This is a genomic window from Streptomyces sp. NPDC020422 (assembly GCF_044386705.1).
In the GTDB taxonomy this organism is placed as follows: domain Bacteria; phylum Actinomycetota; class Actinomycetes; order Streptomycetales; family Streptomycetaceae; genus Streptomyces.
In genome coordinates this window covers 93,350-115,875 of sequence record NZ_JBIRVJ010000009.1, presented here as the reverse complement: position 1 = coordinate 115,875, position 22,526 = coordinate 93,350, and the positions used below count along the sequence as shown (strand labels likewise).

Below are 22,526 nucleotides of genomic sequence, written 5' to 3'. Positions count from 1 at the left end.
CGCCCGGATACTCAGAGGCCCGCGGAGGGTACTCAGAACGCCGACACGCCCGTCAGCGCCCGCCCGATGATCAGCTTCTGGATCTGGCTGGTGCCCTCGTACAGGGTCATCACGCGCGCGTCCCGCAGCAGCTTTCCGACCGGGTACTCGTCGATGTAGCCGTATCCGCCGAAGACCTGGAGGGCGTTGTTCGCCGAGCGGACGGCGGCCTCGGAGGCGAAGAGCTTGGCCTGGGAGGCGGCCGTGGCGAACTCCTCCCCGCGGTCGACGAGATCGGCGACCCGCCAGGTGAGCAGCCGGGCCGCCTCCACATCCACGGAGATGTCGCTGATCAGCTCCTGCACCAACTGGTACGAGGCGATCGGCTTCCCGAACTGCTCGCGCTCCCCGGCGTAGCGCACCGCCGCGTCGAGCGCGGCCTGGGCGATGCCGACGCAGCCGGCGGCGACCGACATGCGGCCCTTGGCCAGGGCGGACATCGCGACGGAGAAGCCCTTGCCCTCGGGGCCCAGCATCGCGGACGCCGGGACGCGCACGCCGTCCAGGACCAGCTCGGCGGTGGCCTGGCCGCGCAGGCCGAGCTTCCCGTGGATGGTGCGGCGGGTCAGGCCGGGGGTGTCGGTGGGCACCAGGAAGGCGGAGACGCCCTTGTGCCCGGGGGCGTCCGTGGTGCGGGCGAAGAGCAGCACGACGTCGGCCCAGGTGCCGTTGGTGATGAACATCTTGCTGCCGTCGATCACATACGCGTCGCCGTCACGGACCGCACGGGTCGACAGGTTCCCGGCGTCGGAGCCGGTGCCCGGCTCGGTCAGACCGAAGCAGCCGATCGCGTCGCCGGAGGCGAGCCGCGGCAGCCAGGCGCGCTTCTGCGCCTCGTCGCCCCAGGAGGCGATGGTCTTGGCGACCAGGCCGAGGGAGACGGAGACGATGCCGCGCACGGAGGAGTCGCCCCGGCCCAGCTCCTCGGTGACGAGGCAGTAGGAGAGGTGGTCGCCGCCGGAACCGCCGTACTCCTCGGGGAGGGTCAGCCCGAGGAAGCCGACCGCGCCGAGCTTCTTCACGATCGCGCGGTCGACGTTCTCGGCCCGGTCCCACTCGACCACGTACGGGGTGACCTCGCGGGCGACGAAGTCCTCGGCGAGCCGCCGTACGGCCCGCTGCTCCTCGCTCAGCTCCAGATCCACCGCGCCCATCCCCATCCACGTTTAATTACCACTGCTAGTTTTCCTGGCCCCGCCTACTATGTGCGCCATGGCCCGACCGCGCAAGCCCCTCCTCAGCCGAGACCGCATCGTCGAGACGGCGGGAGCGCTCGTGGACGCGGAGGGGCTCGCCGCCCTCTCGACCAGGCGGCTCGCGGCCGAGCTCGGGGTGAGCGGGCCCTCGCTGTACAACCACTTCCGGACGAAGGACGAGATCCTGGACGCCGTCGCGGACGCGGTGAGCGCCAAGATCGACTTGTCGATGTTCGCTGACGGCGACCCCCGCGACTGGCGCACCGCCCTGCACGACTGGGCGGTCTCCTACCGGGCCGCCCTCGCCGACCACCCGCACATCGTCCCGGTCCTCGCCCAGGGCCCCGGCCGCCGTCCGGCCGGCCTCAAGGTCGCCGACGCGGTCTTCGGCGCGATGGTCCGGGCGGGCTGGCCGCCGGCCCAGGCCACCTACATCGGCGCGCTGATGCGCTACTTCGTCACCGGCTCCGCCCTCGGCTCCTTCGCCCGGGGCTTCGTCGACGACGAGACCGCCTACGACCCGGCCGACTACCCCCACCTCGGCCAGGCCCACCTGCTCGCACAGCGGCGCGAGAAGGTCGACGAGGGCGCCTTCGAAACGGGCCTGCGGGCCCTGCTCGACGGCCTCCAGGCGCAGTTCGCGCAGTACGCGCGGGGGGATCGGACGTAGTGGGGGCGGATCGGGCTTCGTGAGGGCGGACGGGGGCCGTGAGGGCGGACGGGCGCCACGGGTGCGGGCCTCGCGGGGGCCGGGGCCGATGGCGCGCGTCCGGGGCGGGCATTCGCGACGGGGCGGGCGGTGCGGTCGGGGGCGGGGCGGGCTTTCGCACAAAGCGAGGCAATGCGGGCATGCGCGAGGCGGGGCGGGCGCCGCAAGCCCGGGCCTCGCGCCGTAAGCCCGGGTCCTCGCGCCGGCACGCCCCGGCCTCACTCCGTGAGCCTCGCGCCGTGAGGTCCTGCCTCGTCTCCTGAGGCGCCTCGCCTCGACTCGTGAGGTGCCTCGCCTCGCCTCCTGAGACCGTGCCTCGCCTCCTGAGGCAGCGCCTCTTCTCGTACGGCTCATGGTTCGGCCGCTGCCGAAACGTGCCTGCGGCATGCTGGCCGTATGGCCCCCAAAGACCTCGCCTCCCTCGCCGCCCTCTTCGCCGACGAGACCCGCGCCGCCTTCCTGCTGGCCCTGCTCGACGGGCGCGCCTGGACTGCCGGGGAGCTGGCCCGCCACGCGCGCGTGGCGCCCTCGACCGCAAGCGAGCACCTGGGCAAGCTGGTCGCGGGCGGGGTGCTCACCGAGGAGCGACAGGGGCGGCACCGGTACGTGCGGCTCGCCGACCCCGGGATCGCGCACCTCGTCGAGGACCTGGCCGCCCGCTCCGAGCCGGCCGTGCCCGAGCCGCCCCGCGGGCTGCGGGCGGCGAGCGCCGGGCAGGCGATGGCCCGCGGACGCACCTGCTACGACCATCTCGCCGGGCGGCTCGGGATCACGATCACCGACGCCATGACCGCGCGCGGACTGCTGCGGCAGGACACCGGGTTCGCGCTCACCGACCGGGGCATGGCCTGGTTCGAGGGGCTCGGCCTCGCCCTCGTGGCGAAGGGGGGCCGGCGCCCCGTCGCGCGCGGCTGCCTCGACTGGACGGAGCGCAGGCAGCACCTGGCCGGCCTCGCGGGGGCGGCGCTGTGCCGGCACGCGCTGGACTCCGGGTGGTGCGTGCGGATCGGCTCCGAGCGGGCGGTGAAGGTGACCCCGGAGGGCGAGCGGGCGCTCCACGCGCAGCTGGGCATCGACGCGGCGGCGCTGCGTTGAGCCGACCCCGTCCGCGCAGCGATATTGCGGTGCCCGCCGAACGGTCCGCGCCCTACGGTCGGTCCATGCCGAACCGAACCTCTCGTCTCGCGCTCGCCGCGGCCGGTGTCACCGTCGTCCTGTGGGCCTCCGCCTTCGTCTCCATCCGCAGCGCGGGCGCCGCCTACTCCCCCGGCGCCCTCGCCCTCGGCCGGCTGCTTGCCGGCTCGCTGGTCCTCGGCGCGGTCCTGCTGATTCGGCGCGAAGGGCTTCCGCCGCGGGCCGCGTGGCGCGGGATCGGCGTGTCCGGGCTGCTGTGGTTCGGGGTGTACATGGTGGTGCTCAACTGGGGTGAGCAGGAGGTCGACGCGGGCACCGCGGCGATGGTCGTGAACATCGGCCCGATCCTGATCGCCCTGCTCGGCGCGCGCTTCCTCAAGGAGTCGCTGCCGCCGCGGCTGCTCGCGGGCATGGCGGTGTCCTTCGCGGGCGCCGTGGCCGTCGGTCTCTCGATGTCGGGCGACGGCCACGCCTCTGTGCTGGGTGTCGTCCTGTGCCTGCTCGCGGCCGTCGCGTACGCCGGCGGGGTCGTCGCCCAGAAGCCCGCGCTCGCCCATGGCAGCGCGCTCCAGGTGACGACCTTCGGGTGCCTGGTCGGCGCGGTCGCCTGTCTGCCGTTCGCCGGACGTCTGATGGAGGAGGCGGTCCGGGCCCCGCTGTCGGCGACCCTGAACATGGTCTACCTCGGTGTGTTCCCGACCGCCCTCGCCTTCACCACCTGGGCCTACGCCCTGGCCCGTACGACCGCGGGGCGGATGGGCGCGACCACGTACGCCGTGCCCGCCCTGGTGGTGCTGCTCGCCTGGGTGTTCCTGGGCGAGCTGCCGGGGCTGCTCACCCTGGGCGGCGGCGCGCTGTGCCTGGCGGGGGTGGCCGTGTCCCGGTCCCGGCCGCGGGCCGCCGCGAAGCCCGCGGTCGCCCTCGACTAGAACACCACCAGCGCCCGGCCGCCCTTGCCCGCGAGCATGTTGTCGAACGCGCCCGGGATGCCCTCCAGGGTGATGCGCTCGGTGACCAGCGTGCTCAGGTCGAGGCGGCCGGCGCGGATGTGCTCGGCGAGGACCGGGAGGTCCTCGGCCGGGTTGGAGTTGCCGTAGACGCAGCCCGACAGGGTGCGGCCCCAGTGGAAGATCTCCAGGGCGTTGAAGGTGACCTGCTGGTCCTTGCCGCCGATGCCGACGACCGTGGTGCGCCCGCCGCGCCGGGTGGAGTCCCAGGCGGTACGGATGGTGGCGGCACGGCCGACGCACTCGACGGCCACGTCGGCGCCCTGGCCGCCCGTCAGCTTCCGGATCTCCTTGGCGGTGGTGTCGGAGGCCACGACGTACTCGGTGGCCCCCGCGGCCCGGGCCAGCGCCTCCTTCTCGGGCGAGACGTCGACCGCGACGATGGTCGAGGCACCGGCGATCCGGGCGGCCTGCAGGGTCGCGAGACCGACGCCGCCGACGCCGAAGACGGCGACGGACTCGCCCCGCCGGACCTGCGCGGAGTGGTGGACCGCGCCCCAGCCGGTGAGGACCGCGCAGCCGAGCAGGGCCGCGTCGGTGAGCGGCACGCCGTCCGGGACGGGCAGCACGCAGTTCGCGGCGACGACGGTCTCCTCGGCGAAGGCGGCCACGTTGAGCCCCGGGTGGAGCTCGGTGCCGTCCTCGGTGCGGGCGTAGACGTCGCCGGCGCCGGTCAGCGCGTCGGCACAGAGCCAGACCTCGCCGATCGAGCAGTGGTGGCAGGCGCCGCAGGAGGGCGCCCAGTTGAGGACGACGCCGTCGCCGGGGGCGACATGGGTGACGCCCTCGCCGACGGAGACGACCGTGCCGGCGCCCTCGTGCCCGAGGACGGCGGGGACGGGCACCCGCATCGTCCCGTTGGACAGGGAGAGGTCGGAGTGGCATACCCCGGCGGCGGCGAGCCGGACCCGGACCCGGCCGGGACCGGGCTCGGGCAGTTCGATGCCGGTGATCTCCAGGGGAGAGCCGACGGCGGGCAGGACGGCGGCGCGGATCACGCTGGTGTCTCCTCGGATGGCTAGAACTGCAGGGACTTGGTCTGGAGGTACTCGGCGAGGCCGTGCGCGCCGAGCTCGCGGCCGACGCCCGACTGCTTCCAGCCGCCGAACGGGGCCAGCGGGTTGAAACGGCCGCCGTTGATGTCGACCTGGCCGGTCTCCATGCGGCGGGCGAAGGCGACGGCCTCGTCGGGATCGCCCCAGACGGCGCCGCCCAGCCCGTACACGGTCCCGTTGGCGATGGCGAGCGCCTCGGCCTCGTCCTCGTACCGGATGATCGAGACGACCGGGCCGAAGATCTCCTCCTGGGCGATGGTCATCTCGGGGGTGACATCGGCGAAGACGGTCGGCGCGACGTAGTAGCCCGTCTCGCGCGGGGCCTCGGGGCCGCCCGCGACGAGCCGGGCTCCCTCCTCGACGCCCTTCTCGATGTAGCCGCGGACGCGGTCGCGCTGGCGGGCGCTGACGACGGGGCCGAGCCGCTCGCCGGGAACGTACTTGGCGACGGCCTCGGCGGCGAGGGCGACGGCCTCCTCGTACCGCTCGGCGGGCACCAGCATGCGGGTCCAGGCGCTGCACGTCTGGCCGGAGTTGGACATGACGTTGGCGACGCCGACGGCGACGGCCTTGCCGAGGTCGGCGCTGGGCAGGATGACGTTGGCGGACTTGCCGCCGAGCTCGAGGGCGACCCGCTTGACCGCGCCCCCGGCGAGGGCGCCGATCCGGCGGCCGACCGCGGTGGAGCCGGTGAAGGAGACGAGGTCCACGCCGGGGTGTTCGGCGAGGGCCTGCCCGGCGACCGTGCCGAGGCCGGTGACCAGGTTGAAGACTCCGGCCGGGATGCCGGCCGCGTGTACGGCCTCGGCGAAGAGCTGGGCGGTGAGCGGGGTGTCCTCGGCGGGCTTGAGGACGACGGTGCAGCCGGCCGCGAGGGCGGGGGCGACCTTGGCGACGATCTGGTGGAGCGGGTAGTTCCACGGCGTGATCGCGGCGACGACGCCGACCGGCTCGGAGTAGACGGTCGAGTTGCCGACCTTCTCCTCGAAGGGGTGGGTCGCGGCGAGTTCGGCGTACGAGCCGGCCACGGCGACCGGCAGCCCGGCGTGCACGGCGGCGGCGAGCTGCGGTGGCGCGCCGAGCTCGGCGGTGACGGTGGCGGCGATCTCCTCGGCGCGGGCGGCGAGCTCGTCGCGCAGCGCGGCGATCCGGGCGGCGCGCTCGGCGGGCGGGGTGGCGGCCCAGCCGGGGAAGGCGGTGCGGGCGGCGCGGACGGCGGCGTCGACGTCCTCGGCCGTGCCGGCCGGGACATGGGCGATGATCTGCTCGGAGGCCGGGTCGACCACGGCGATCGTCTCCGTGGACGCGGCGGGGCGCCACTCCCCGCCGATGTACATCGCGTCGTGGGCCTTCATCCGCTCTCTCCTCACCTCGGGTCGGCGCGCCGCTCGCGTGACTGGAGACCCAAACTAGCGCTGTTAGTTTTCGGGCGCCAGGCCCCTCCGCGGTGGCCCCGACCACGTCGACACCGCGGCCCCGGCTCGCCTCCGCACGGACATGGGCACGGGGACGGAGAAGGGGACGGGCACGAGGAAGGAGACGGGGACGGGCACGGACCGATCCTTCCGTTCCGCTTCCCCTGGTGTCCACGGCCGCCACGGACAGTCCTGAGGCTTCCGAACTGGGGGATTCCACGTTGCCGGGCGCGCGCACCGGCAGTGGACCGGTAGTGCGCCGGTAGTGCGCCGGTGACCACGACACGGAGGGGCGCGCGCTGTGGACCCGCCCTGGACGGCTGGCCGGCGGACCGGCCGGCCGCGGAGCGGGCCGCGCGGGAGCGGGGCATCCCGAACTGGCGGCTCCGCTGCCGTCCTTGGGCCGGGTCCGCCCGGAGGCGGGGCGCGGTCCCGAGGAGGAGCGGGACCGGCTGTTCCGGGCGACGGCGGGGGCTGCTCGGCGAGGTGGGCGCGGAGCGGCCCGTGATGCGGGTGCCGGACGATCTCCACGCGGCGGATGCGTGCTCTTCCGGCCCCTCGGCCATCTTGCGCGCCGGGCTCGGAAGAGCGGAAGCGCTTGGCGATTTCTCGCCACTGTCTCCGGGGCGGCACCCGGAGAGTGCACGGGCGCGGCGGGACGGAGAGGGCTGCGCGCGGGCGGCGGTGCTCGTGGAGGAGCCGCCGTGCCCGGCGGGCGCGCCGGGTGGCGTGGCCCGCCGGGCGGGGTCGGCGGATCGGGGTGCGCCGGGGCGGTGTGCCGGGGGCGGTGCGCCGGGGCGGTGCGCCGGGGCGGTGCGCCGGGGCGGAAGCCCCGGCGCGGTCAGATCTCCCGGTCGACGCCCGTGAGGTGGGCGAAGACCACGATGTTCGACTCGTAGCCGGCCTTGCGGTCGAAGGTTCCGCCGCAGGTGAGCAGGCGCAGTTCGGGGCGGCCCGTACTGCCGTACACCTCCTTGTCGGGGAAGGCCGACTTCGCGTACGTACGGATCCGGTCGACCGTGAAGACGGCGACGCGGCCGTCGGCGCGGGCGACCCGGACGGTGTTGCCGGGGGCGAGCGAGTTGAGGTTGAGGAAGATCGCCGGGCCGGTGCGGGTGTCGCGGTGGCCGACGACGACGGCTGTGCCGCGTTCGCCGGGTGTGGGCCCGTCGGCGTACCAGCCGACGACCCGGGGGTTGTCGACGGGTGGGGTGGCGAGCACGCCCGAGCCGTCGAGGCCGAGCCGGATGACGGGGGCCTCGATGGTGATGGCGGGCACGGCGAGGGTGACGGGGCGGGAGCGTCCCAGCGGTGCCGGCGGCGGCTGGGGCTTCGCCGTCGCGCGGGCCGCGGCGTGCGGGACGCTCTTCGGCTTGGGGTCTCCCGCGGCCGGCCCCGTCACGCCGTGGGCGGCGGGGCCGGCCGCGAGCGCCGGACCGGCCGGCTCGCCGTCCTGCGCCCACCAGACGCCGCCGACGACCAGCGTGAGGGTCACGGCGACGGTTCTGGCGAGCCGGCGGAGCCGGCGCTGCCGGCGGGTGGTGGGTCTGCGTGGGGCCGGTCCGCGCGGGTGGGTCCGGCGCGGGCTCCGCTCGTACGGGGAGGCGGAGGGAGCCCGGCCGGGGGAAACCGTCCTGCGCGGGGAGGGGGAACTACGCAGCGCCATCGTTGCGGCGGCGCGCACGACGGATGAGGATCAGGCCGGCGGTGCCCGCGAGACCGGCGGCGAGGGCGGATCCGACGCCGAAGGCGGAGCCCTCGTCCGCGGCGGTGGTGTCGGCGGCTCCGCCGCCGCCCGCTCCGACGGGGCCGTGCGGCGGCTTGTGGTGGCCGGGCCCGCCGTTGCCGCCGCCGTTGGTGGTGGTGGGCGGCGGGCTGGCGATGGTGCCGCAGTCGACCTTGAAGACCTTGTGCTTGCCCGCGCCGTTCTCGCCGACGAAGGTCCAGTCGAGCTTGTACATCCCGTCGGGAAGGGCGAGGTCGCTGGTGTGGCCGTTGCCGGTGTTGTCGAGGGTGATCTTGCCGCTGAGGTTCGGGTCGTCGGCCTTCGGAGGCTGTGGGGTGATCTCCCAGCTGACCTCTTGGAGTCCGTCGAAGTCGAAGGCGGCCAGGTAGAACTTGCAGACCTTGGGCTCGTTCTTCGGGTTGTCGGGGGACGTGCCCGACTTGTGGATCTTCACGTCGCCGTTGTCACCCGGGGCGGCGAACGCCGAGGGGGCGCCCGCCAGGGCGACCGAGCTCATGACCAGCGCGGTCACGGTGGCGGAGAGCAGGGGGCGGAGAGCCGGAACGGTCATGCGGATGTCCTCCAGTCGTACAGATCTCGAATTGCGTGAGCCGATAATCCGACTATTAGTGACCACACGACTACGAAGGGTGGCACCGTGCCGTGCCACCCTCCGACTTCCACCCGTCCGGGCCTAGATGATCCCGAAGAGGATCCCGGCCGCGAGCACCACCAGCGAGGTGAGCGCGGCCCACTTCACCGTGAACCGGGTGTGGTCGCCGAACTCCACCTTGGCCATGCCGACCAGCACGTACACCGCGGGGACGAGCGGGCTCGACATGTGCAGGGCCTGGCCGACGAGCGAGGCGCGGGCGATCTCCAGCGGGGACACGCCGTGGGCGGCCCCGGCCTCGGCGAGCACCGGCAGGACGCCGAAGTAGAAGCCGTCGTTCGACATGAAGTACGTGAGCGGGAGGCTCAGCACCCCGGTGACGAGGGCCATGTGCGGCCCCATGCCCTCGGGGATGGCGCCGACCAGCCAGTCGGCCATGTGCTTGACCATGCCGGTGCCGGTGAGCACTCCGGTGAAGACGGCGGCGGCGAAGACCATGCCGGCGACGTTCAGGACGTTCTCGGCGTGGGCGGCGGTACGGGCCTTCTGCTCGGCCATCTTCGGGAAGTTGACGGTGAGCGCGAGCGCGGCGCCGAGCAGGAACAGCACCGGGATGGGCAGCAGTTCCATGATCATGGCGGTGAGCAGGGCGACGGTCAGGCCGGCGTTGAACCAGTACAGCTTGGGGCGCAGGGTGGCGCGCTGCGGGTCGAGGCCCTGGAACCCGCCGTCGGCGTCCGCCGCGGGACGCTCGGGGAGCTCCCCGGGCAACCCGGCCACCCTGGCCTCCCCGGGCACCCCGGCCTCCCCGGGCACCCCGGTCTCCCCGAGGGAAGCGGCGCCCCGAGCACCCTTGCCGGACTTCGCGCCCTTGCCGACCTTCCCGGCCTTCCCGCCCTTGCCGCCCTTGCCGCCCGCACCGGCGCCGACCAGAACCGTCTCGGTCTGCGGCGTCAGGACCTCGTCCAGGCTCAGGTAGCCGATGCGCTTGCGCTCGCGGCGGCCCAGCACATAGGCGAGGGCGAAGACGAAGAGCAGGCCCGCGGCCAGCGCCGGGATCATCGGGACGAAGATGTCGGCCGCGTCCAGCTTCAGCGCGGTGGCCGCGCGGGCCGTCGGGCCGCCCCAGGGAAGGGTGTTCATGACGCCGTTGGCGGTGGCGGCGACACCGGTCATGACGACCGGGCTCATGCCGAGCCGCTTGTAGAGCGGGTACATCGCCGAGACGGTGATCATGAAGGTGGTGGAGCCGTCGCCGTCCAGCGAGACGATCGCGGCGAGCACCGCCGTACCGACCACGACGCGCACCGGGTCGGCCTTGCAGAAGCGCAGGATGCCGCGGACGATCGGGTCGAACAGGCCGACGTCGATCATGACGCCGAAGTAGACGATCGCGAACATCAGCATCGCGGCCGTCGGCGCGAGCTTTCCGACGCCTTCGATGACGTAGTCGCCCAGCTGGGCCCCTTCTCCCACGGCGACGCAGAACAGCGCGGGGATCAGCACGAGCGCCGCGATCGGCGACATCTTCTTCGTCATGATCAGGACCAGGAAGGTCGCGATCATGCCGAAGCCGAGGATGGTCAGCATGGGAGGACACCTCACGTTCACCCTTGAACTCCCGCCAGAGCGGCGGTGCGGATGACGGTAGGTGGCCGCTTCCGGCGTTAACAAGATGTTGACGCGTGAGCAATACGAGCAAAACCCCAGGTCACCGCAGGGGTGATCCGCCCGGGGTGACCTGGACGGGGAAACCGTTGAGGACGGCGGTCCCCGACAGCGGGTCGAGCCGGGAGCCGTCGAGCAGCTGGTTGACGTTGACGCCGGGGCGGCCGGAGGCGACCCCCAGTCGGGTGCCGGGGCGGTCGTGGCCCCAGCCGTGCGGGAGGCTGACGACGCCCGGGCGCACGGTGTCGGTGATCTCCACCTCCGCCTCGAGCTCGCCGCCCTCGCCCTTGACCCGGGCGAGCGCGCCGGCGACGAGGTCCAGGCGGGCCGCGTCCTCGGGGTGGACCTGGAGGGTGCAGCGGTTGGAACCGCCGGTCAGGGCCGGGATGTTGTGCAGCCAGCTGTTGTTGGAACGCAGATGGCGCCGTCCGACGAGCCGCAGGACCCCCGCCTCCGGCACCTCGTCGAGCGCCGCGCGGAGCCGGGGCAGATCGGCGGCGATGGGCGCCGGGAGCAGCTCGATCCGGCCGCTGCGGGTCTTGAGGAGGCCCGGCAGGCGGGGTTCGAGGGGGCCGAGGTCGATGCCGTGCGGAGCGGCACGGAGGGCGTCCAGGGTCAGTCCGTACGGGCCGAGGCGGAGCATCAGGTCGAGCCGCCGCTCGGGTCCCGTGGTGCCGGAGAGGGCGGCGGCGACGGCCTTCGGGTCCTGGCCGTGGACGGGCGAGTGCTCCTGGGTGACGGCCTTGGCGAGGGCGGTGTCGACGGCGAGCTCGTCGACGGCCGAGGGCGGGGTGCCGTGCAGGCCCGAGACGGCGAGGATCAACCGGGCGTGGATCTCGCACTCGTCCATGCGCCCCTCGGCCAGGGGCGCGGCGGCGGGCGTGTAGCGGGCCTGGTTGCGCACCGCGAACTGGTTGAAGGCGAAGTCGAAGTGGGCGCTCTGGGAGGGCGGCGGCGGGGGCAGGACGACATCGGCGTGGCGGGTCGTCTCGTTGAGGTACGGGTCGACGCTGACCATCAGGTCGAGCGAGGCCAGGGCGGCGTCGAGGCGGCGCCCGTCGGGGGCGGACAGGACCGGGTTGGCCGCCACGGTGACGACGGCGCGGATGCGGCCCTCCCCCGGCGTGTCGATCTCCTCGGCGAGGGCGGCCAGCGGGAGTTCGCCCTTGGCCTCGGGATGGCCGGAGACCCTGCTGCTCCAGCGGCCGAGCGCGAAGCCCTTGCCGGGGCCCGCGGGGCGGGGCGCGGGGGCGGTCGCGGAGTGCGGGAAGAGGGCGCCGCCGGGGCGGTCGAGGTTGCCGGTGAGCACGTTGAGGACATCGACGAGCCAGTTGCCGAGGGTGCCGTACGCGACGGTGGAGGAGCCCATCCGTCCGTAGACCGCGGCGGTGGGGGCGGCGGCCAGCTCTCGGGCGGTGGTACGGATGGCGCCGGCGTCCAGGTCGCACGCGGCGGCGACCGCCTCGGGGGTGAACTCCCGCACGGCCGCCCGGACTTCCTCCACCCCTTCCACGTGGGCTTCGAGGGCGCCGAGGCGGACGAGGTCCTCGGCGAAGAGGGTGTTCACGAGGGCCGCCAGGAAGAGGGCGTCGCTGCCGGGGCGGAGGGCGAGGTGCCGGTCGGCGAGGCGGGCGGTGCGGGTGCGCCGGGGGTCGACGACGGTGAGGGTGCCGCCGCGGCGGCGCAGCGCCTTGAGGCGGCCGGGGAAGTCCGGGGCGGTGCACAGGCTTCCGTTGGAGTCCAGCGGGTTGGCGCCGAGCATGAGCAGGTGGTCGGTGCGGTCGAGGTCGGGCACCGGTATCGCGAAGGCGTCGCCGAAGAGCAGCCCGCTGGAGACGTGCTTGGGCATCTGGTCGAGCGTGGACGCGGTGAAGAGGTTGCGGGTCCGCAGGGCGCCGATGAGGAGCGGCGGGTAGAGCGCGCCGGCGATGGTGTGGACGTTGGGGTTGCCGAGCACGATGCCCACGGCGTTCGGCCCGTACTCCTCGATCAGCGGCCGGATGCGGGCGGCGACGAGATCGAAGGCCTCTTCCCAGGTGGCCTCGCGCAGCGCTCCGTTCTCGCGCACGAGGGGCCCGGTGAGCCGGTCGGGGTCGGCGTCGACCTCGGGGAAGGCGGCACCCTTCGGGCAGAGGAAGCCCTGGCTGAAGACGTCGTCCTTGTCGCCACGGGCGGCCGTGACCCGGCTGCCGTCCAGGGTGAGCGTGAGCCCGCAGGTCGCTTCGCACAGGGGGCAGATGCGCAGGGCGGTGGACATGACGGACTCCCTGGGGCGGCGGCGGGGGCACGCGGGCAGTCGCGAGCATACCGACCGGTTGGGAGGTGCGACAGGGGCTGATGCGGGGGGGCGTCGCGAACCAGTCGCGGCGTCGCGGTCGCGGCGCCGTCGCGGACTGGTGGCGGGCCCGTCGCGGACTGGTGGCGGGCCCGGCGCGGCGCGGTCGCGGCCCGGGGGCGGCCCGGTCGAGGGACCGTCATGGTGCGGCCCGGCCGCGAACCCGCCCCGGCCCGGCTCGCGAAACCGCCGCGGACCAGTCGGTGGATCCGCCTCAGCCGAGGGAGGGCGCGAGGTAGGCGTGGAGGAGCGCGCGGGTCTCCGCGATCAGCGCGGGGTCGCCGGCCGGGTCGGCGCGGAAGGCCAGTTGGAGCAGGGCGTCGGTGGCCTCGACGCCGACGAGCACCTTGCGGCGCAGCACGTCGTCGGCGGCGCGGCCGAGGGGGCCGGCGAGGAGGCCGCAGATCCGGTCGGCGACGAGGTGGTTGGGGTCCTCGTCGCCCGCCTCGCCGGGGGCGGGAACGCCGAAGTCGACGAGCGCGAAGCCGGGCATGGTCCGCTTCATCGCGATGTACTCGTCGAGGACCGCGTCGACCAGACCCACGGCCCCGACGGCCCCGGGAGCGTCGACGGCACCCCCGGCGGGCAGCGCGGCCAGCCGTGCGGCGATGCGCTCGGCGTAGCTGTCGAGGTTGCGGTGGGCGAGGGCGGCGGCGAGGGCGCGCTTGTTGCCGAAGAAGCGGTAGACGGAGCCGATGGGGACGCCGGCCCGGGCGGCGACGGCCCGGGTGCTCAGCTGTTCGTAGCCGGTCTCGTCGAGGAGTTCGGCGCAGGCGTCGAGGATGCGGGCGAGGCGTTCGGCGCTGCGCTGCTGCACGGGGGTACGGCGGAGCGCCGGCGCCACGGCCTGCGCGGGCGCCTGCGCGGGCGCCTGCGCGGACACCCGCGTGATCGGCTGCTTTCTCTGCCGCTCGGTCCGCTGCGGGGTCTGCTGCGAAGGCGGGGGCGGCGGGGTGGGCTGGGGCACGGGGACCATCATGCCGCTCCGGCCGGGGTCAGGCGATCAGCAGGCCGATGCCGCCGAGGGTGTACGCGATCATCAGCGCGACCAGCGGGAGCTGGCCCGCGACGGCCCGGGCGGGCGGGAAGAGGCGGACGGAGCGGTCGTGCGCGGCGACGACGCCGAGGACGTGGCCGACGACGACCGAGGCGACCTGGAGGGTCGCGAGCCCGCCGGGGCCCAGGAGTGGAGCGGGCGAGGGGGCGTTGTCAGTGCCCGCTGCCATGATGACGGTACGTGGTCCTTCGGCGACGAAGAGCGAGAAGTAGTGGGCGACGAGATAGCCGAGGGCGATCGGCAGGAGCGTGTGGGCGAAGGAGGTGAGCGGAGTGGTGAGTTCGCGGTTCAGCAGACGCAGGGTGCCCGCGCACAGCGCGTAGAGCGCGGCGACGACGGCGACGGCGCCGAGCAGCCCGAGCGTGGCGGTCGGGGTGCGCCCGAGGTCCGAGGTCTGGAGGGCCCGGATCCAGCGGGGGTTGTCGGAGAAGCCGTCGTATGCGGTGGAGCCGAGGAGGACGCAGACGGAGGCGACGAGACCGGGGACCGCCGGGGTGCCGTCGAGGCCGTTGAAGGGGGAGCGCAGGACGAGCCGGCCGTCGGCGCGGCGGCCGAGGGGGGAGAGACGGGCGAGGAGGGAGGAGTAGACCTCGAAGGGGTCGGCGTGGGCGAACCAGTCGGGGCCGTGGCGGACGGCGCCCAGGAGCTGGACGGCGGTGTGCGCGCCGAGTGCCACGAGGAGGACGGTGGCGGAGGTGTTGGCGGGGGCGACGAGCTCCAGCCAGGTGAAGAGGAGGAGTCCGGCGGCCGCGGGCCGGATGCCGAGCCGGGCGGGCAGCGGGCGGGGCGGATGGCCTGCGGGAAGGAGGTGCTGGAGCAGGGCGTGGAGGGTGCGGAGCGGGTTGACCAGGCGCCAGACGGGGCCGAGGAGGAGGGAGGCGGGGACGAGTCCGACCCAGAGCAGGACGTAGACGGCGCCGGGCGCGGGGTTGCGCTCCGGGTCGTCGGGGCCGAGGAGGAGGTGGAGGACGAGGAGGAGCACGGCGGCGACGCCGAGCGCCCGTAGCGCGGTGCGGGTGGCGGGGGCGTCGGCGAGGCGCTGGACGGAGGCGGGCAGGGGCCGGCCCGCCCGGTCGCCGCGGAAGCGGGAGGAGGACCAGAGCAGGCCGAGGGAGAGGAAGGAGACGAACAGCGCGGCGAAGGCGCCCGCGTAGGCGTAGAAGGGCGACAGGGGCAGGTCGTGCTGGGCGCCCACGCCGTGGGCGAGCGGCAGGGTGGCCGGGCCGCCCGTCACCGGACGACGAGTTGGGTCAGCACGAGTCCGGACTCGTGCGTCTCGACCTCGAAGAGGCCGGTGCGGTCGACGGTCAGGGTCAGGGTGGCCGGAGTGCCGGCGGGGAGGGGGAGTTCGCGGTCGTAGCCGTGGACGTGAAGGGTGTCGGCGCGGTCGCTGGTCACCCGGAGGGTGAGGCGTTCGCCCTTCTTCAGTTCGATCCGGGAAGGGGGTGGCTGGACGGAGTCGCCGCTGACGGTGATGGCGAGGGTACGGCCGGCCGGCGGCGCGGGTGGTGCCGGTGAGGTGGGGGCGGCGGTGTCGAGGCGGACGACGGCCTCGACCGGGCGGCCCGCGACGGCCCAGACGGTGTGGTCGTCGGCGTACAGGCGGACGGTGAGGGTGCGGGCGCCGGGCGGGATGTGGGCCCAGGGGCCGTAGGCGCGGGCGGTCTCGCGGCCGTCGAGGAGGAGCCGGGCGTGCCCCCGGCCGAGGAGGGCGGCGCCGCCGGTGCTCTCGGGGGTGAAGCGGAACCTCTCCACCAGCAGGTGGACGTTCCAGCCGCCCTCGCTGTCGGGCCGGGTCTCGACGCGGACGGCCGGCGCCCCGGCGGCGGGTACCTCGCGGAGGCGGTGCCCGGAGGTGTCCTTGGCGGTGAGGAGGGAGCCGTTGCCGCCGGTGGCCACCTGATGGCTGGTCCCCGGCTTGTGATGGGTGGTGGGGCGCCCGCCACAGCCGGCGAGCAGGGCAGCGCCCACGGCGAGCGCGAGCAGGGCACGGGCCGGGCGGCCGGACCAGGCACGGCGGGCCGCCCCGGCCGGGCGGCGGGCGGATCGGGGCGCCCCGGCCGGGTGCCGCGTCGTGGGATGCGCCGTCGTGCGGTGCTCCGTCGTGCGGGGCTCCGTCGTGCGGTGCCACGTCGTGCGGTGCGCCGTCGTGCGGTGCCCCGTCATGCGGCACCGCCCGCGGGTGTCGCTTCGGGGGTGGTGGCCGGGGGCGGGGTCGGGGGGCGGTCCGGGGCGGGGGTGCGGGTGCCGGTGACGATCACGGCCCACAGGACCCAGACCACGGCGAGCAGGCCGCGGATCCAGGCGGGGCCGACGGGGATCCAGGGGATCATCAGGACCGCCTTGTCGAAGGCGTCGACGAGGGTGAGGGCGCCCAGGGCCACGGTGGTCCAGGCGAAGACCGGGCGGGTGCCGCCGGCCCGGAGGGCGATCCCGATGCCGGTCCACCACAGGCCGGTGAGGAGCAGAGCCACGGCGGGGACGGGGGTCGGGGTGAGGGAGAGGGTCGAGCCGGCGACGTCGAGGGCGAGGCCGGCGAGGCCCGCGGCGGTCGCCACGGCCGCGAGGCGGCTGCCGCGCAGTCGGCGCCACCAGAGCAGGGTGCCGACCAGGGCGAGGACGGCGGCGACGCCCAGGGTCAGCTGGGTCTCGACGCGCTGGATGCCGCGCGCCCCGTACCAGTCGCAGCCGGCGGGCAGGCGGCGGGCCTGGACGTTGTAGTCGGCGCAGACGAGGAGTTGGGCGAGTTTGACGGGCTCGCCGACGAGGCGGCGCGTGTCGCCCGTGACCTCGCCGCGGGCGGTGCCGCAGGCGGGAAGGGCGGCGGGGGTGGAGGGGCCGGAGTCGGACTGCCAGCAGTTGCCACCGCCCTGGCCGTCCCACCAGACGTCGGTGCGGTTGGGGCGGGTGGCGCCGGAGCGGTCGACGCCCAGGTGGTTGCCGGCGTAGCGGTTGTGGTGGGAGGTGTCGGTCTGCTTGCCCCAGGCGGACTCGCCGCGGATGAAGGCGGGGACGGCGCTGAGGAAGAAGGCGGCGCGCTGGTGTCCGTAGATCCAGTTGTCCTCGTAGAGGTTCCAGTTGCCGCCCGCGGTGATGATGCCGGTGCCCGGCGGCATGGAGATCTGGGGGCAGACGACGCCCTGTTCGTAGCCGCGCTCGACGGGCGGCTTGGCACAGGTGCCGTCGGCGACGTTCGGGTAGTAGTTCTGGTTGTTGTCGTGGATGAGGTTCCGCTCGAAGCGGGCGTGGTTCTGCGGGAGTCCGGGGTGGCCGGGGAAGGCGGAGTCCATGGAGGCGCCGCCCATGTTGTGGTCGAACTCGTTGTCGTGGACGTGGACCGAGTCTCCGGCCGTGCCGCTGTAGCCGACCATGTTGTGGTGGCTGCGGCAGCCGGTGATCTCGATGGAGTAGCGGGGGACGTCGTAGCCGCGGCCGTCGTTGATGTTCGAGGCCGATCCGGGGTAGATCCCGGAGTCGCCGTTGCCGTAGGACTCGCAGTTCTTGTAGAGGCCGTGGTCGGAGGCGAAGGTGAGGAATCCGTACTCGTCGTTCCAGCGGGTGAGGACGTCGTCGATGACGAAGCCGTCGCCCGCGAGGATGTAGAGCGAGTTGAAGGTGGTGCGCTGGGCGGTGAAGTTGCGGAAGTAGATCCCGTCGGAGCCGTCGGCGCGGATCGCGTTGAGCTTGGCGTACTTGGCGTCGACGACGACGTCGAGGCGGGAGGCTCCGGTGCCCTCGATCTGCAGGTTCTTCTTGCCGAGGATGGCGACCAGGTTCTGGTTGTGCGGGCACCGCTGCTGCTGCTCGTAGCTGAGGATCTGGTAGCCGAGCCCCGAGCGGGGGGCCTTGAGGGACGCGCAGGCGCCGGTGGGAGCGGGCAGGGAGGGCTCCTCCTCGTAGAGCCCGGGCAGGATAGCGATGGTCATGCCGGGCCGGTCCACGGCGTCGACGGCCTGCTGGAGGTGGCGGAAGCCCTGGCGTGTGCCGGGGGCGGTGCAGCGTTCGTACAGGGCGAGGTTGCGGGCCTTGAGGGCGGCCGGGAAGGCCGCGATCCGGCGCCCGAAGTCCGCCCGGTCGGCCTTGCAGACCAGCAGGTCCGGCTCGCCGGTGCGCAGCGTGGGCACGCTGCCCGAGCCGTCGGGCAGGGTGACGGGCCGCTCCTCGTGGGCCTGGGCGGCGGGAGCGGTGACGAGGGCGGCGGCGAGGGCCGCCAGCACGGCGGAGAGCGCGAGAACGAACCTTCTGGTCCACGACATGCGCGTGAGAGTAGAGCAATGTTCATCTTTTGGAACCCCTCGTGCACGCACCCCGTCCAAGAGCTCCGGGCGAGAGCCGGGAAAAGCACCGTTGACGTGAGCGGGCGCGGAATCCTACGGTCATGCATAGGATTGTTGTGAGCGTCAGGACAGGAGCACGCGATGAACGCGGAAGAGGCCGGCAAGACGGCCGCAGCGCTGAGCTACAGCACGGGTTTCGGCAACGAGCACGGTTCCGAGGCCGTCCCCGGGGCACTGCCGGAGGGCCGGAACTCGCCGCAGCGCGCGCCGCTCGGCCTGTACGCGGAGCAGCTCAGCGGCTCCGCCTTCACGGAGCCGCGGGCGCACAACCGCCGCTCCTGGCTCTACCGGATCCGCCCTTCGGCCGCGCACCCGCCGTTCACCCGGATCGACAACGGCGCCGTGCGCACCGCGCCGTTCAGAGAGACCGTGCCCGACCCGAACCGGCTGCGGTGGAACCCGCTGCCGGAGCCGCCGGCCGGGACGGACTGGCTGGCCGGTCTGTGGACGCTCGGCGGCAACGGCGACGCGGCCCAGCGCAGCGGCATGGCCGTGCACCTCTACCACGCGAACGCGCCCATGGAGCGGGTCTTCAGCGACGCGGACGGTGAGCTGCTCATCGTCCCCGAGCACGGCGGGCTGCTGCTGCGCACCGAGCTCGGTCTCCTCGCGGCGCGCCCCGGTGAGGTCGCGCTGATCCCGCGCGGGGTGCGTTTCCGGGTCGAGCTCCTCGACGCCACCGCGCGCGGCTACGTCTGCGAGAACTACGGGGCCCCCTTCCAGCTGCCCGACCTCGGCCCGATCGGCGCCAACGGCCTGGCCAACGCGCGTGACTTCCGCGCCCCCGTCGCCGCCTACGAGGACGTCGAGGGCCCGGTCGAGGTGGTCAACAAGTACTGCGGCAACCTCTGGTCCGCGACCTACGACCACTCCCCGCTCGACGTCGTCGCCTGGCACGGCAACCACACGCCGTACGTCTACGACCTGCGCCGCTTCAACGTCATCGGGACGATCTCGTACGACCACCCGGACCCGTCGATCTTCACGGTGCTGACCTCGCCCTCGGACACCCCGGGCCTGGCGGGCGTCGACTTCGTGGTCTTCGCGCCGCGCTGGCTGGTCGGCGAGGACACCTTCCGCCCGCCGTACTTCCACCGCAACGTGATGAGCGAGTACATGGGCCTGATCGAGGGCGCCTACGACGCCAAGGCGGAGGGCTTCGTGCCGGGCGGCGGCTCGCTGCACAACATGATGTCGGCGCACGGCCCCGACCGGGAGACCTTCGACCGGGCCAGCGCCGCCGAGCTCAAGCCGCACAAGGTCGACGACGGACTGGCCTTCATGTTCGAGACCCGCTGGCCGATCACCGCCACCCCGCAGGCGGCCGGAGCCGACCACCTGCAGCAGGGCTACGACGACGTATGGCAGGGTCTTCAGCGCCACTTCCGGCCGTAACATCCCGGCCGGACGTCTCGTAGTCGTCGTACGGAGAAAGCCGTGACCGCCTTCGCTCCCGACTCGCTGGTCCTGAACCGGAAGCTGCCGCTCTGGTACCAGGTCTCGCAGTCGCTGCGCGCCTCCATACTGGGCCGCACCCCTGACGCCTCGCTGCGGCTGCCCACCGAGGAGCAGCTCGCCGCGCACTACGGCGTGAGCGTGCTGACCATGCGCCAGGCCCTGAAGGAGCTGGAGGCGGAGGGCCTGATCAGCAGGCACCGGCGGCGCGGCACCTTCATCGAGCCGGGTGCCCGGCGCTCCACCCCGCGCCGGCTGCTCGGCTCGATCGACGCGATCGTGGCCCAGCAGTCCGGCGAGCGGACCACGGTGCTCGGACACGGCACCGAGCCGGTCCCCGGCGAGCTCGCCGAGTACTTCCCCGGCACCGGCGAGGTCGCCGTCTACCGCCGGCTGCGCGCCGACGGCGAGAGCGGCGAGCCCACCAACTGGGCGGAGAACGCGGTGCTCCCGGAGATCGCGGCCGCCATCGACCCGGCCGACCTGGAGCGCTGGCCGATGACGAAGGTGCTGCGGGACCTGGTCGGGGTCCCGATCAGCCGGATCACCGACACCGTCGAGGCCCGCCTCGCCGACCCCGAGACGGCCGAACTGCTCCAGGTGCCGCTGCTCTCGCCGATCCTGCACTACACGGGCGTGACCTACGACGACGAGGGCCGCGTGGTCGACGTGGCCCGCATCCGCTACCGCGGCGACCGCTTCTCCTTCACCGTGACGGTGGAGGCGCACTGAGGGGCGTCGTTAGCATGCGGGGCGTGACGGAGGACCTGCCGCTGCTCGACGCGCCCCCGCGAGAGGCGCCCCTGCTCGACGACCTCATGCCGTGGTCCACGGCTCCGCTGCGGCTCGGGCGCTCCTGGATCGTGGCGCCGGATCCGCGCACCCTGCGGGCCCGGTGGGACCGGATCGTGGCCGCGCAGGGCGCGGAGCGCGAGGAGTTGTTCCGGCCCAGCCGGGCGCGGACGCCCGCGAGTTCGGTGGCCGCGCTGCCCGGGCAGCGGACCGGTACGGTCCGGTTCGCCCGTGAGACGGGTCGCTGCCCCGAGCCGGTGCGGCTCGCACACGGCCCCTTCGACGAGCAGTGGCTGCTGCCCGACCACCGGCTGATCGACACCGCGCGCCCGGAGCTGTGGCGGGTCGCCGACGGGCACCAGCTCTTCGCCGTCGAGCAGGGGTACGTGCCGGGCGCGGCCGGTCCCGCGCTCCTGGTGACGGCCGCGCTCCCCGACGGGCGCTCCCCCGCCGGCCGCCCCGGCCGCATCCGCCCGCTGTTCCGCCGCCCCGGAGGCGTGGAGCCGAATCTGGCGCCGGGGCTGCTGCCGCTGCTGCGCGAGCGGTACGGCTTCGAGGTCGTGGCCGCGGACGTGCTGGCCTGGGCCGTCGCGGCGGGGGCGCCCTCCCCCGCGGGCTGCCGGGTGCCGCTGCCCGCGGAGCCCGAGGTGTGGGCGGCGGGCGTGGCGCTGGGCCGGGAGCTCGTCGAGGTGCAGCTGCGCGGGGCCCGGAGCGGGCTGCGGCCCCGGCTGCCGGGCGGACGCCGGCCGTATGTGCGGGCGGCGGTCCCGGCCCGGCCGACGGAGCTCGGCTACGACCCGGAGGAGGAGGTCCTGAGCCTGGGCGAGGGCCGGATCTCCCCGGTCCCGGCCGAGGCCTGGGAGTTCGAGGTGGGCGGCGTCCGGATGATCGAGCAGTGGTTCGCGCACCGCACCGCGCCGGCCGAGCCGGGCAGCCTGGAGGCGATCGGCCCGGGCGCCTGGCCGCAGGAGTGGACCTCGGAGCTGCTCGAACTGATCACGGTGCTCGCCCTGCTCGCCGGGCGCGCACCGGAGCGCGCGGCGCTCACGGCGCGGGCGGCCGGGGCCGGGGTGACCCGGGACGCCCTGCGGGAGGCCGGGGTGCTGCCCGTACCGGACGGTGCGCGCCGCCCGGCGTCGGTGCTGGACCACCGGGAAGAGGGGCCGGAGGGGCAGTTCCTGCTGGTCTGAGCGCGGGTCAGGCGCCCGGCGGGGCGAAGGAGTCGAGCAGCCGGGCGATGGTCTGCTCGAAGATCTCCTCCGGGTCGGCGGGTCCGGTGGACGCGGCGAGCAGCGCGGCGAGGTGCGGGTAGTCCCCGCTCGTCACCCGTTCCGTCAGATAGGCGCCGCGCACGGCCTGCTCCTCCTCCTCGGACCAGGGAAGTCCGCGGGAGCGCTCGGCCATGGCCTGCTCGTTGCGGACGGTGGCCATCACGGTGCCGTTGACCATCGCGATGAGCTGCATCTTCAGGCCGGGGTCCACGTCGAGCGGCTCCAGACAGCCGAGGCACCACTCCAGGTAGCGCAGGGCGTGGGGGCTGAAGCCGTAGGCGGTGGTCATCACGCGGGACAGCCAGGGGTGCCGGTACATGATCGCCCGGGTCTGCCGGGCGAGCCCGGTCATGTCGGCCCGCCAGTCGCCGCTGGGCGCCTCGGCCAGCTCGTACTCCGCGCTCGCCGCGTCGACCATCAGCTCGTAGAGGTCCTCCTTGCGCGGCACGTAGTTGTACAGCGACATGGTTCCGCAGCCGAGTTCGGCGGCGACCCGGCGCATGGAGACCGCCTCGATGCCGTCGGCGTCGGCGATGCGGACGGCCGCGTCCGCGATGTCCCTGCGGCTGTACGCCGGTTTGGGGCCTCGGCCCGTGCGCTCGGGGCGCGCCCAGATCACTTCCGGTTCGGCCGCTCGGCCCGTCATCGCTCATCACCTCGTCGCCCCATCGTAGTGACGGAACCAGTTACGTACACCGTACGTAGTGCGCTAGGGTC

General features: G+C 74.1%; 18 protein-coding genes. 6 read left to right on the top strand and 12 right to left on the bottom strand.

Annotated features, from left to right (window positions below):
* Nucleotides 1-32: 32 nt before the first annotated feature.
* Nucleotides 33-1,184, bottom strand: a complete 1,152-nt coding sequence (locus ACH414_RS24625) for an acyl-CoA dehydrogenase family protein (protein WP_386566622.1) — start codon at nucleotides 1,182-1,184, stop codon at nucleotides 33-35.
* 58 nt (nucleotides 1,185-1,242) lie between these two features.
* Here ACH414_RS24625 and ACH414_RS24620 point away from each other — a divergent pair, with 58 nt between their 5' ends.
* The 3 genes from ACH414_RS24620 (at nucleotide 1,243) to ACH414_RS24610 (ending at nucleotide 4,007) form a co-directional block, all read left to right on the top strand.
* Nucleotides 1,243-1,905, top strand: a complete 663-nt coding sequence (locus tag ACH414_RS24620) for a TetR/AcrR family transcriptional regulator (protein ID WP_398943356.1) — start codon at nucleotides 1,243-1,245, stop codon at nucleotides 1,903-1,905.
* A 435-nt stretch (nucleotides 1,906-2,340) separates the two neighbouring features.
* The gene (locus ACH414_RS24615) at nucleotides 2,341-3,039 is read left to right on the top strand and encodes an ArsR/SmtB family transcription factor (protein WP_382546349.1); all 699 of its coding nucleotides are present in this window, start codon (nucleotides 2,341-2,343) and stop codon (nucleotides 3,037-3,039) included.
* A 65-nt stretch (nucleotides 3,040-3,104) separates the two neighbouring features.
* The gene (locus tag ACH414_RS24610) at nucleotides 3,105-4,007 is read left to right on the top strand and encodes a DMT family transporter (RefSeq protein WP_386566519.1); all 903 of its coding nucleotides are present in this window, start codon (nucleotides 3,105-3,107) and stop codon (nucleotides 4,005-4,007) included.
* Here the strand turns inward: ACH414_RS24610 and ACH414_RS24605 are convergent.
* The 10 genes from ACH414_RS24605 to ACH414_RS24560 all read right to left on the bottom strand — a co-directional run bounded on the left by ACH414_RS24605 (nucleotide 4,004) and on the right by ACH414_RS24560 (nucleotide 18,210).
* On the bottom strand, nucleotides 4,004-5,083 hold the full coding sequence (locus ACH414_RS24605) for a Zn-dependent alcohol dehydrogenase (RefSeq protein ID WP_382546355.1): 1,080 nt from the start codon (nucleotides 5,081-5,083) through the stop codon (nucleotides 4,004-4,006). The genes ACH414_RS24610 and ACH414_RS24605 overlap by 4 nt on opposite strands.
* 20 nt (nucleotides 5,084-5,103) lie before the next feature.
* Nucleotides 5,104-6,495 carry an aldehyde dehydrogenase family protein gene (locus ACH414_RS24600; RefSeq protein ID WP_382546358.1) on the bottom strand — a complete coding sequence of 464 codons (1,392 nt, stop codon included), beginning with the start codon at nucleotides 6,493-6,495 and terminating at the stop codon, nucleotides 5,104-5,106.
* A 901-nt stretch (nucleotides 6,496-7,396) separates the two neighbouring features.
* A complete protein-coding gene (locus tag ACH414_RS24595; RefSeq protein ID WP_386566523.1) occupies nucleotides 7,397-8,050 on the bottom strand; it encodes a class F sortase in 654 nt (217 codons plus the stop codon).
* Nucleotides 8,051-8,207: 157 nt separating this feature from the next.
* Nucleotides 8,208-8,852: a hypothetical protein gene (locus tag ACH414_RS24590; protein ID WP_382546364.1), complete on the bottom strand. Its 645-nt coding sequence runs from the start codon at nucleotides 8,850-8,852 to the stop codon at nucleotides 8,208-8,210.
* 123 nt (nucleotides 8,853-8,975) lie between these two features.
* Nucleotides 8,976-10,484, bottom strand: a complete 1,509-nt coding sequence (locus ACH414_RS24585; RefSeq protein WP_398943352.1) for a CitMHS family transporter — start codon at nucleotides 10,482-10,484, stop codon at nucleotides 8,976-8,978.
* Between the two features lie 121 nt (nucleotides 10,485-10,605).
* Nucleotides 10,606-12,819 carry a molybdopterin oxidoreductase family protein gene (locus ACH414_RS24580; RefSeq protein ID WP_398943351.1) on the bottom strand — a complete coding sequence of 738 codons (2,214 nt, stop codon included), beginning with the start codon at nucleotides 12,817-12,819 and terminating at the stop codon, nucleotides 10,606-10,608.
* A 292-nt stretch (nucleotides 12,820-13,111) separates the two neighbouring features.
* The gene (locus ACH414_RS24575) at nucleotides 13,112-13,741 is read right to left on the bottom strand and encodes a TetR family transcriptional regulator (RefSeq protein ID WP_382546624.1); all 630 of its coding nucleotides are present in this window, start codon (nucleotides 13,739-13,741) and stop codon (nucleotides 13,112-13,114) included.
* A gap of 151 nt (nucleotides 13,742-13,892) precedes the next feature.
* On the bottom strand, nucleotides 13,893-15,188 hold the full coding sequence (locus ACH414_RS24570) for a hypothetical protein (protein WP_398943349.1): 1,296 nt from the start codon (nucleotides 15,186-15,188) through the stop codon (nucleotides 13,893-13,895).
* Entirely contained in the window at nucleotides 15,185-16,120 is a 936-nt protein-coding gene (locus ACH414_RS24565; protein ID WP_398943347.1) for a hypothetical protein, read from the bottom strand. The genes ACH414_RS24570 and ACH414_RS24565 overlap by 4 nt, the downstream gene beginning before the upstream one ends.
* Nucleotides 16,117-18,210, bottom strand: coding sequence for a right-handed parallel beta-helix repeat-containing protein (locus ACH414_RS24560; RefSeq protein WP_398943345.1), 2,094 nt, complete (start codon nucleotides 18,208-18,210; stop codon nucleotides 16,117-16,119). Before ACH414_RS24560 ends, ACH414_RS24565 begins: the two co-directional genes overlap by 4 nt.
* Before the next feature lie 162 nt (nucleotides 18,211-18,372).
* On the opposite strand from ACH414_RS24560, the gene hmgA reads away from it, so the two are divergent.
* From hmgA to ACH414_RS24545, 3 genes are read left to right on the top strand one after another with little or no spacing between them, the layout of a single operon-like run.
* Nucleotides 18,373-19,686 carry a homogentisate 1,2-dioxygenase gene (hmgA, locus tag ACH414_RS24555; RefSeq protein WP_382546380.1) on the top strand — a complete coding sequence of 438 codons (1,314 nt, stop codon included), beginning with the start codon at nucleotides 18,373-18,375 and terminating at the stop codon, nucleotides 19,684-19,686.
* A gap of 42 nt (nucleotides 19,687-19,728) precedes the next feature.
* Nucleotides 19,729-20,478: a GntR family transcriptional regulator gene (locus tag ACH414_RS24550; protein WP_382546382.1), complete on the top strand. Its 750-nt coding sequence runs from the start codon at nucleotides 19,729-19,731 to the stop codon at nucleotides 20,476-20,478.
* 14 nt (nucleotides 20,479-20,492) lie between these two features.
* Nucleotides 20,493-21,728 carry a type ISP restriction/modification enzyme gene (locus ACH414_RS24545; RefSeq protein ID WP_382546385.1) on the top strand — a complete coding sequence of 412 codons (1,236 nt, stop codon included), beginning with the start codon at nucleotides 20,493-20,495 and terminating at the stop codon, nucleotides 21,726-21,728.
* Nucleotides 21,729-21,735: 7 nt separating this feature from the next.
* Here ACH414_RS24545 and ACH414_RS24540 read toward each other — a convergent pair whose 3' ends face one another.
* A complete protein-coding gene (locus ACH414_RS24540; RefSeq protein WP_382546388.1) occupies nucleotides 21,736-22,455 on the bottom strand; it encodes a TetR/AcrR family transcriptional regulator in 720 nt (239 codons plus the stop codon).
* Nucleotides 22,456-22,526 lie beyond the last annotated feature (71 nt).

Coding starts and splice junctions, on each gene's coding strand:
- ACH414_RS24610 (WP_386566519.1), top strand. CDS start 3,105: ATGCCGAACCGAACCTCTCGTCTCGCGCTCGCCGCGGCCGGTGTCACC.
- ACH414_RS24560 (WP_398943345.1), bottom strand. CDS start 18,210: ATGTCGTGGACCAGAAGGTTCGTTCTCGCGCTCTCCGCCGTGCTGGCG.
- ACH414_RS24590 (WP_382546364.1), bottom strand. CDS start 8,852: ATGACCGTTCCGGCTCTCCGCCCCCTGCTCTCCGCCACCGTGACCGCG.
- ACH414_RS24540 (WP_382546388.1), bottom strand. CDS start 22,455: ATGACGGGCCGAGCGGCCGAACCGGAAGTGATCTGGGCGCGCCCCGAG.
- ACH414_RS24565 (WP_398943347.1), bottom strand. CDS start 16,120: ATGACGGGGCACCGCACGACGGCGCACCGCACGACGTGGCACCGCACG.
- ACH414_RS24600 (WP_382546358.1), bottom strand. CDS start 6,495: ATGAAGGCCCACGACGCGATGTACATCGGCGGGGAGTGGCGCCCCGCC.
- ACH414_RS24580 (WP_398943351.1), bottom strand. CDS start 12,819: ATGTCCACCGCCCTGCGCATCTGCCCCCTGTGCGAAGCGACCTGCGGG.
- hmgA (WP_382546380.1), top strand. CDS start 18,373: ATGAACGCGGAAGAGGCCGGCAAGACGGCCGCAGCGCTGAGCTACAGC.
- ACH414_RS24615 (WP_382546349.1), top strand. CDS start 2,341: ATGGCCCCCAAAGACCTCGCCTCCCTCGCCGCCCTCTTCGCCGACGAG.
- ACH414_RS24545 (WP_382546385.1), top strand. CDS start 20,493: ATGCGGGGCGTGACGGAGGACCTGCCGCTGCTCGACGCGCCCCCGCGA.
- ACH414_RS24585 (WP_398943352.1), bottom strand. CDS start 10,484: ATGCTGACCATCCTCGGCTTCGGCATGATCGCGACCTTCCTGGTCCTG.
- ACH414_RS24620 (WP_398943356.1), top strand. CDS start 1,243: ATGTGCGCCATGGCCCGACCGCGCAAGCCCCTCCTCAGCCGAGACCGC.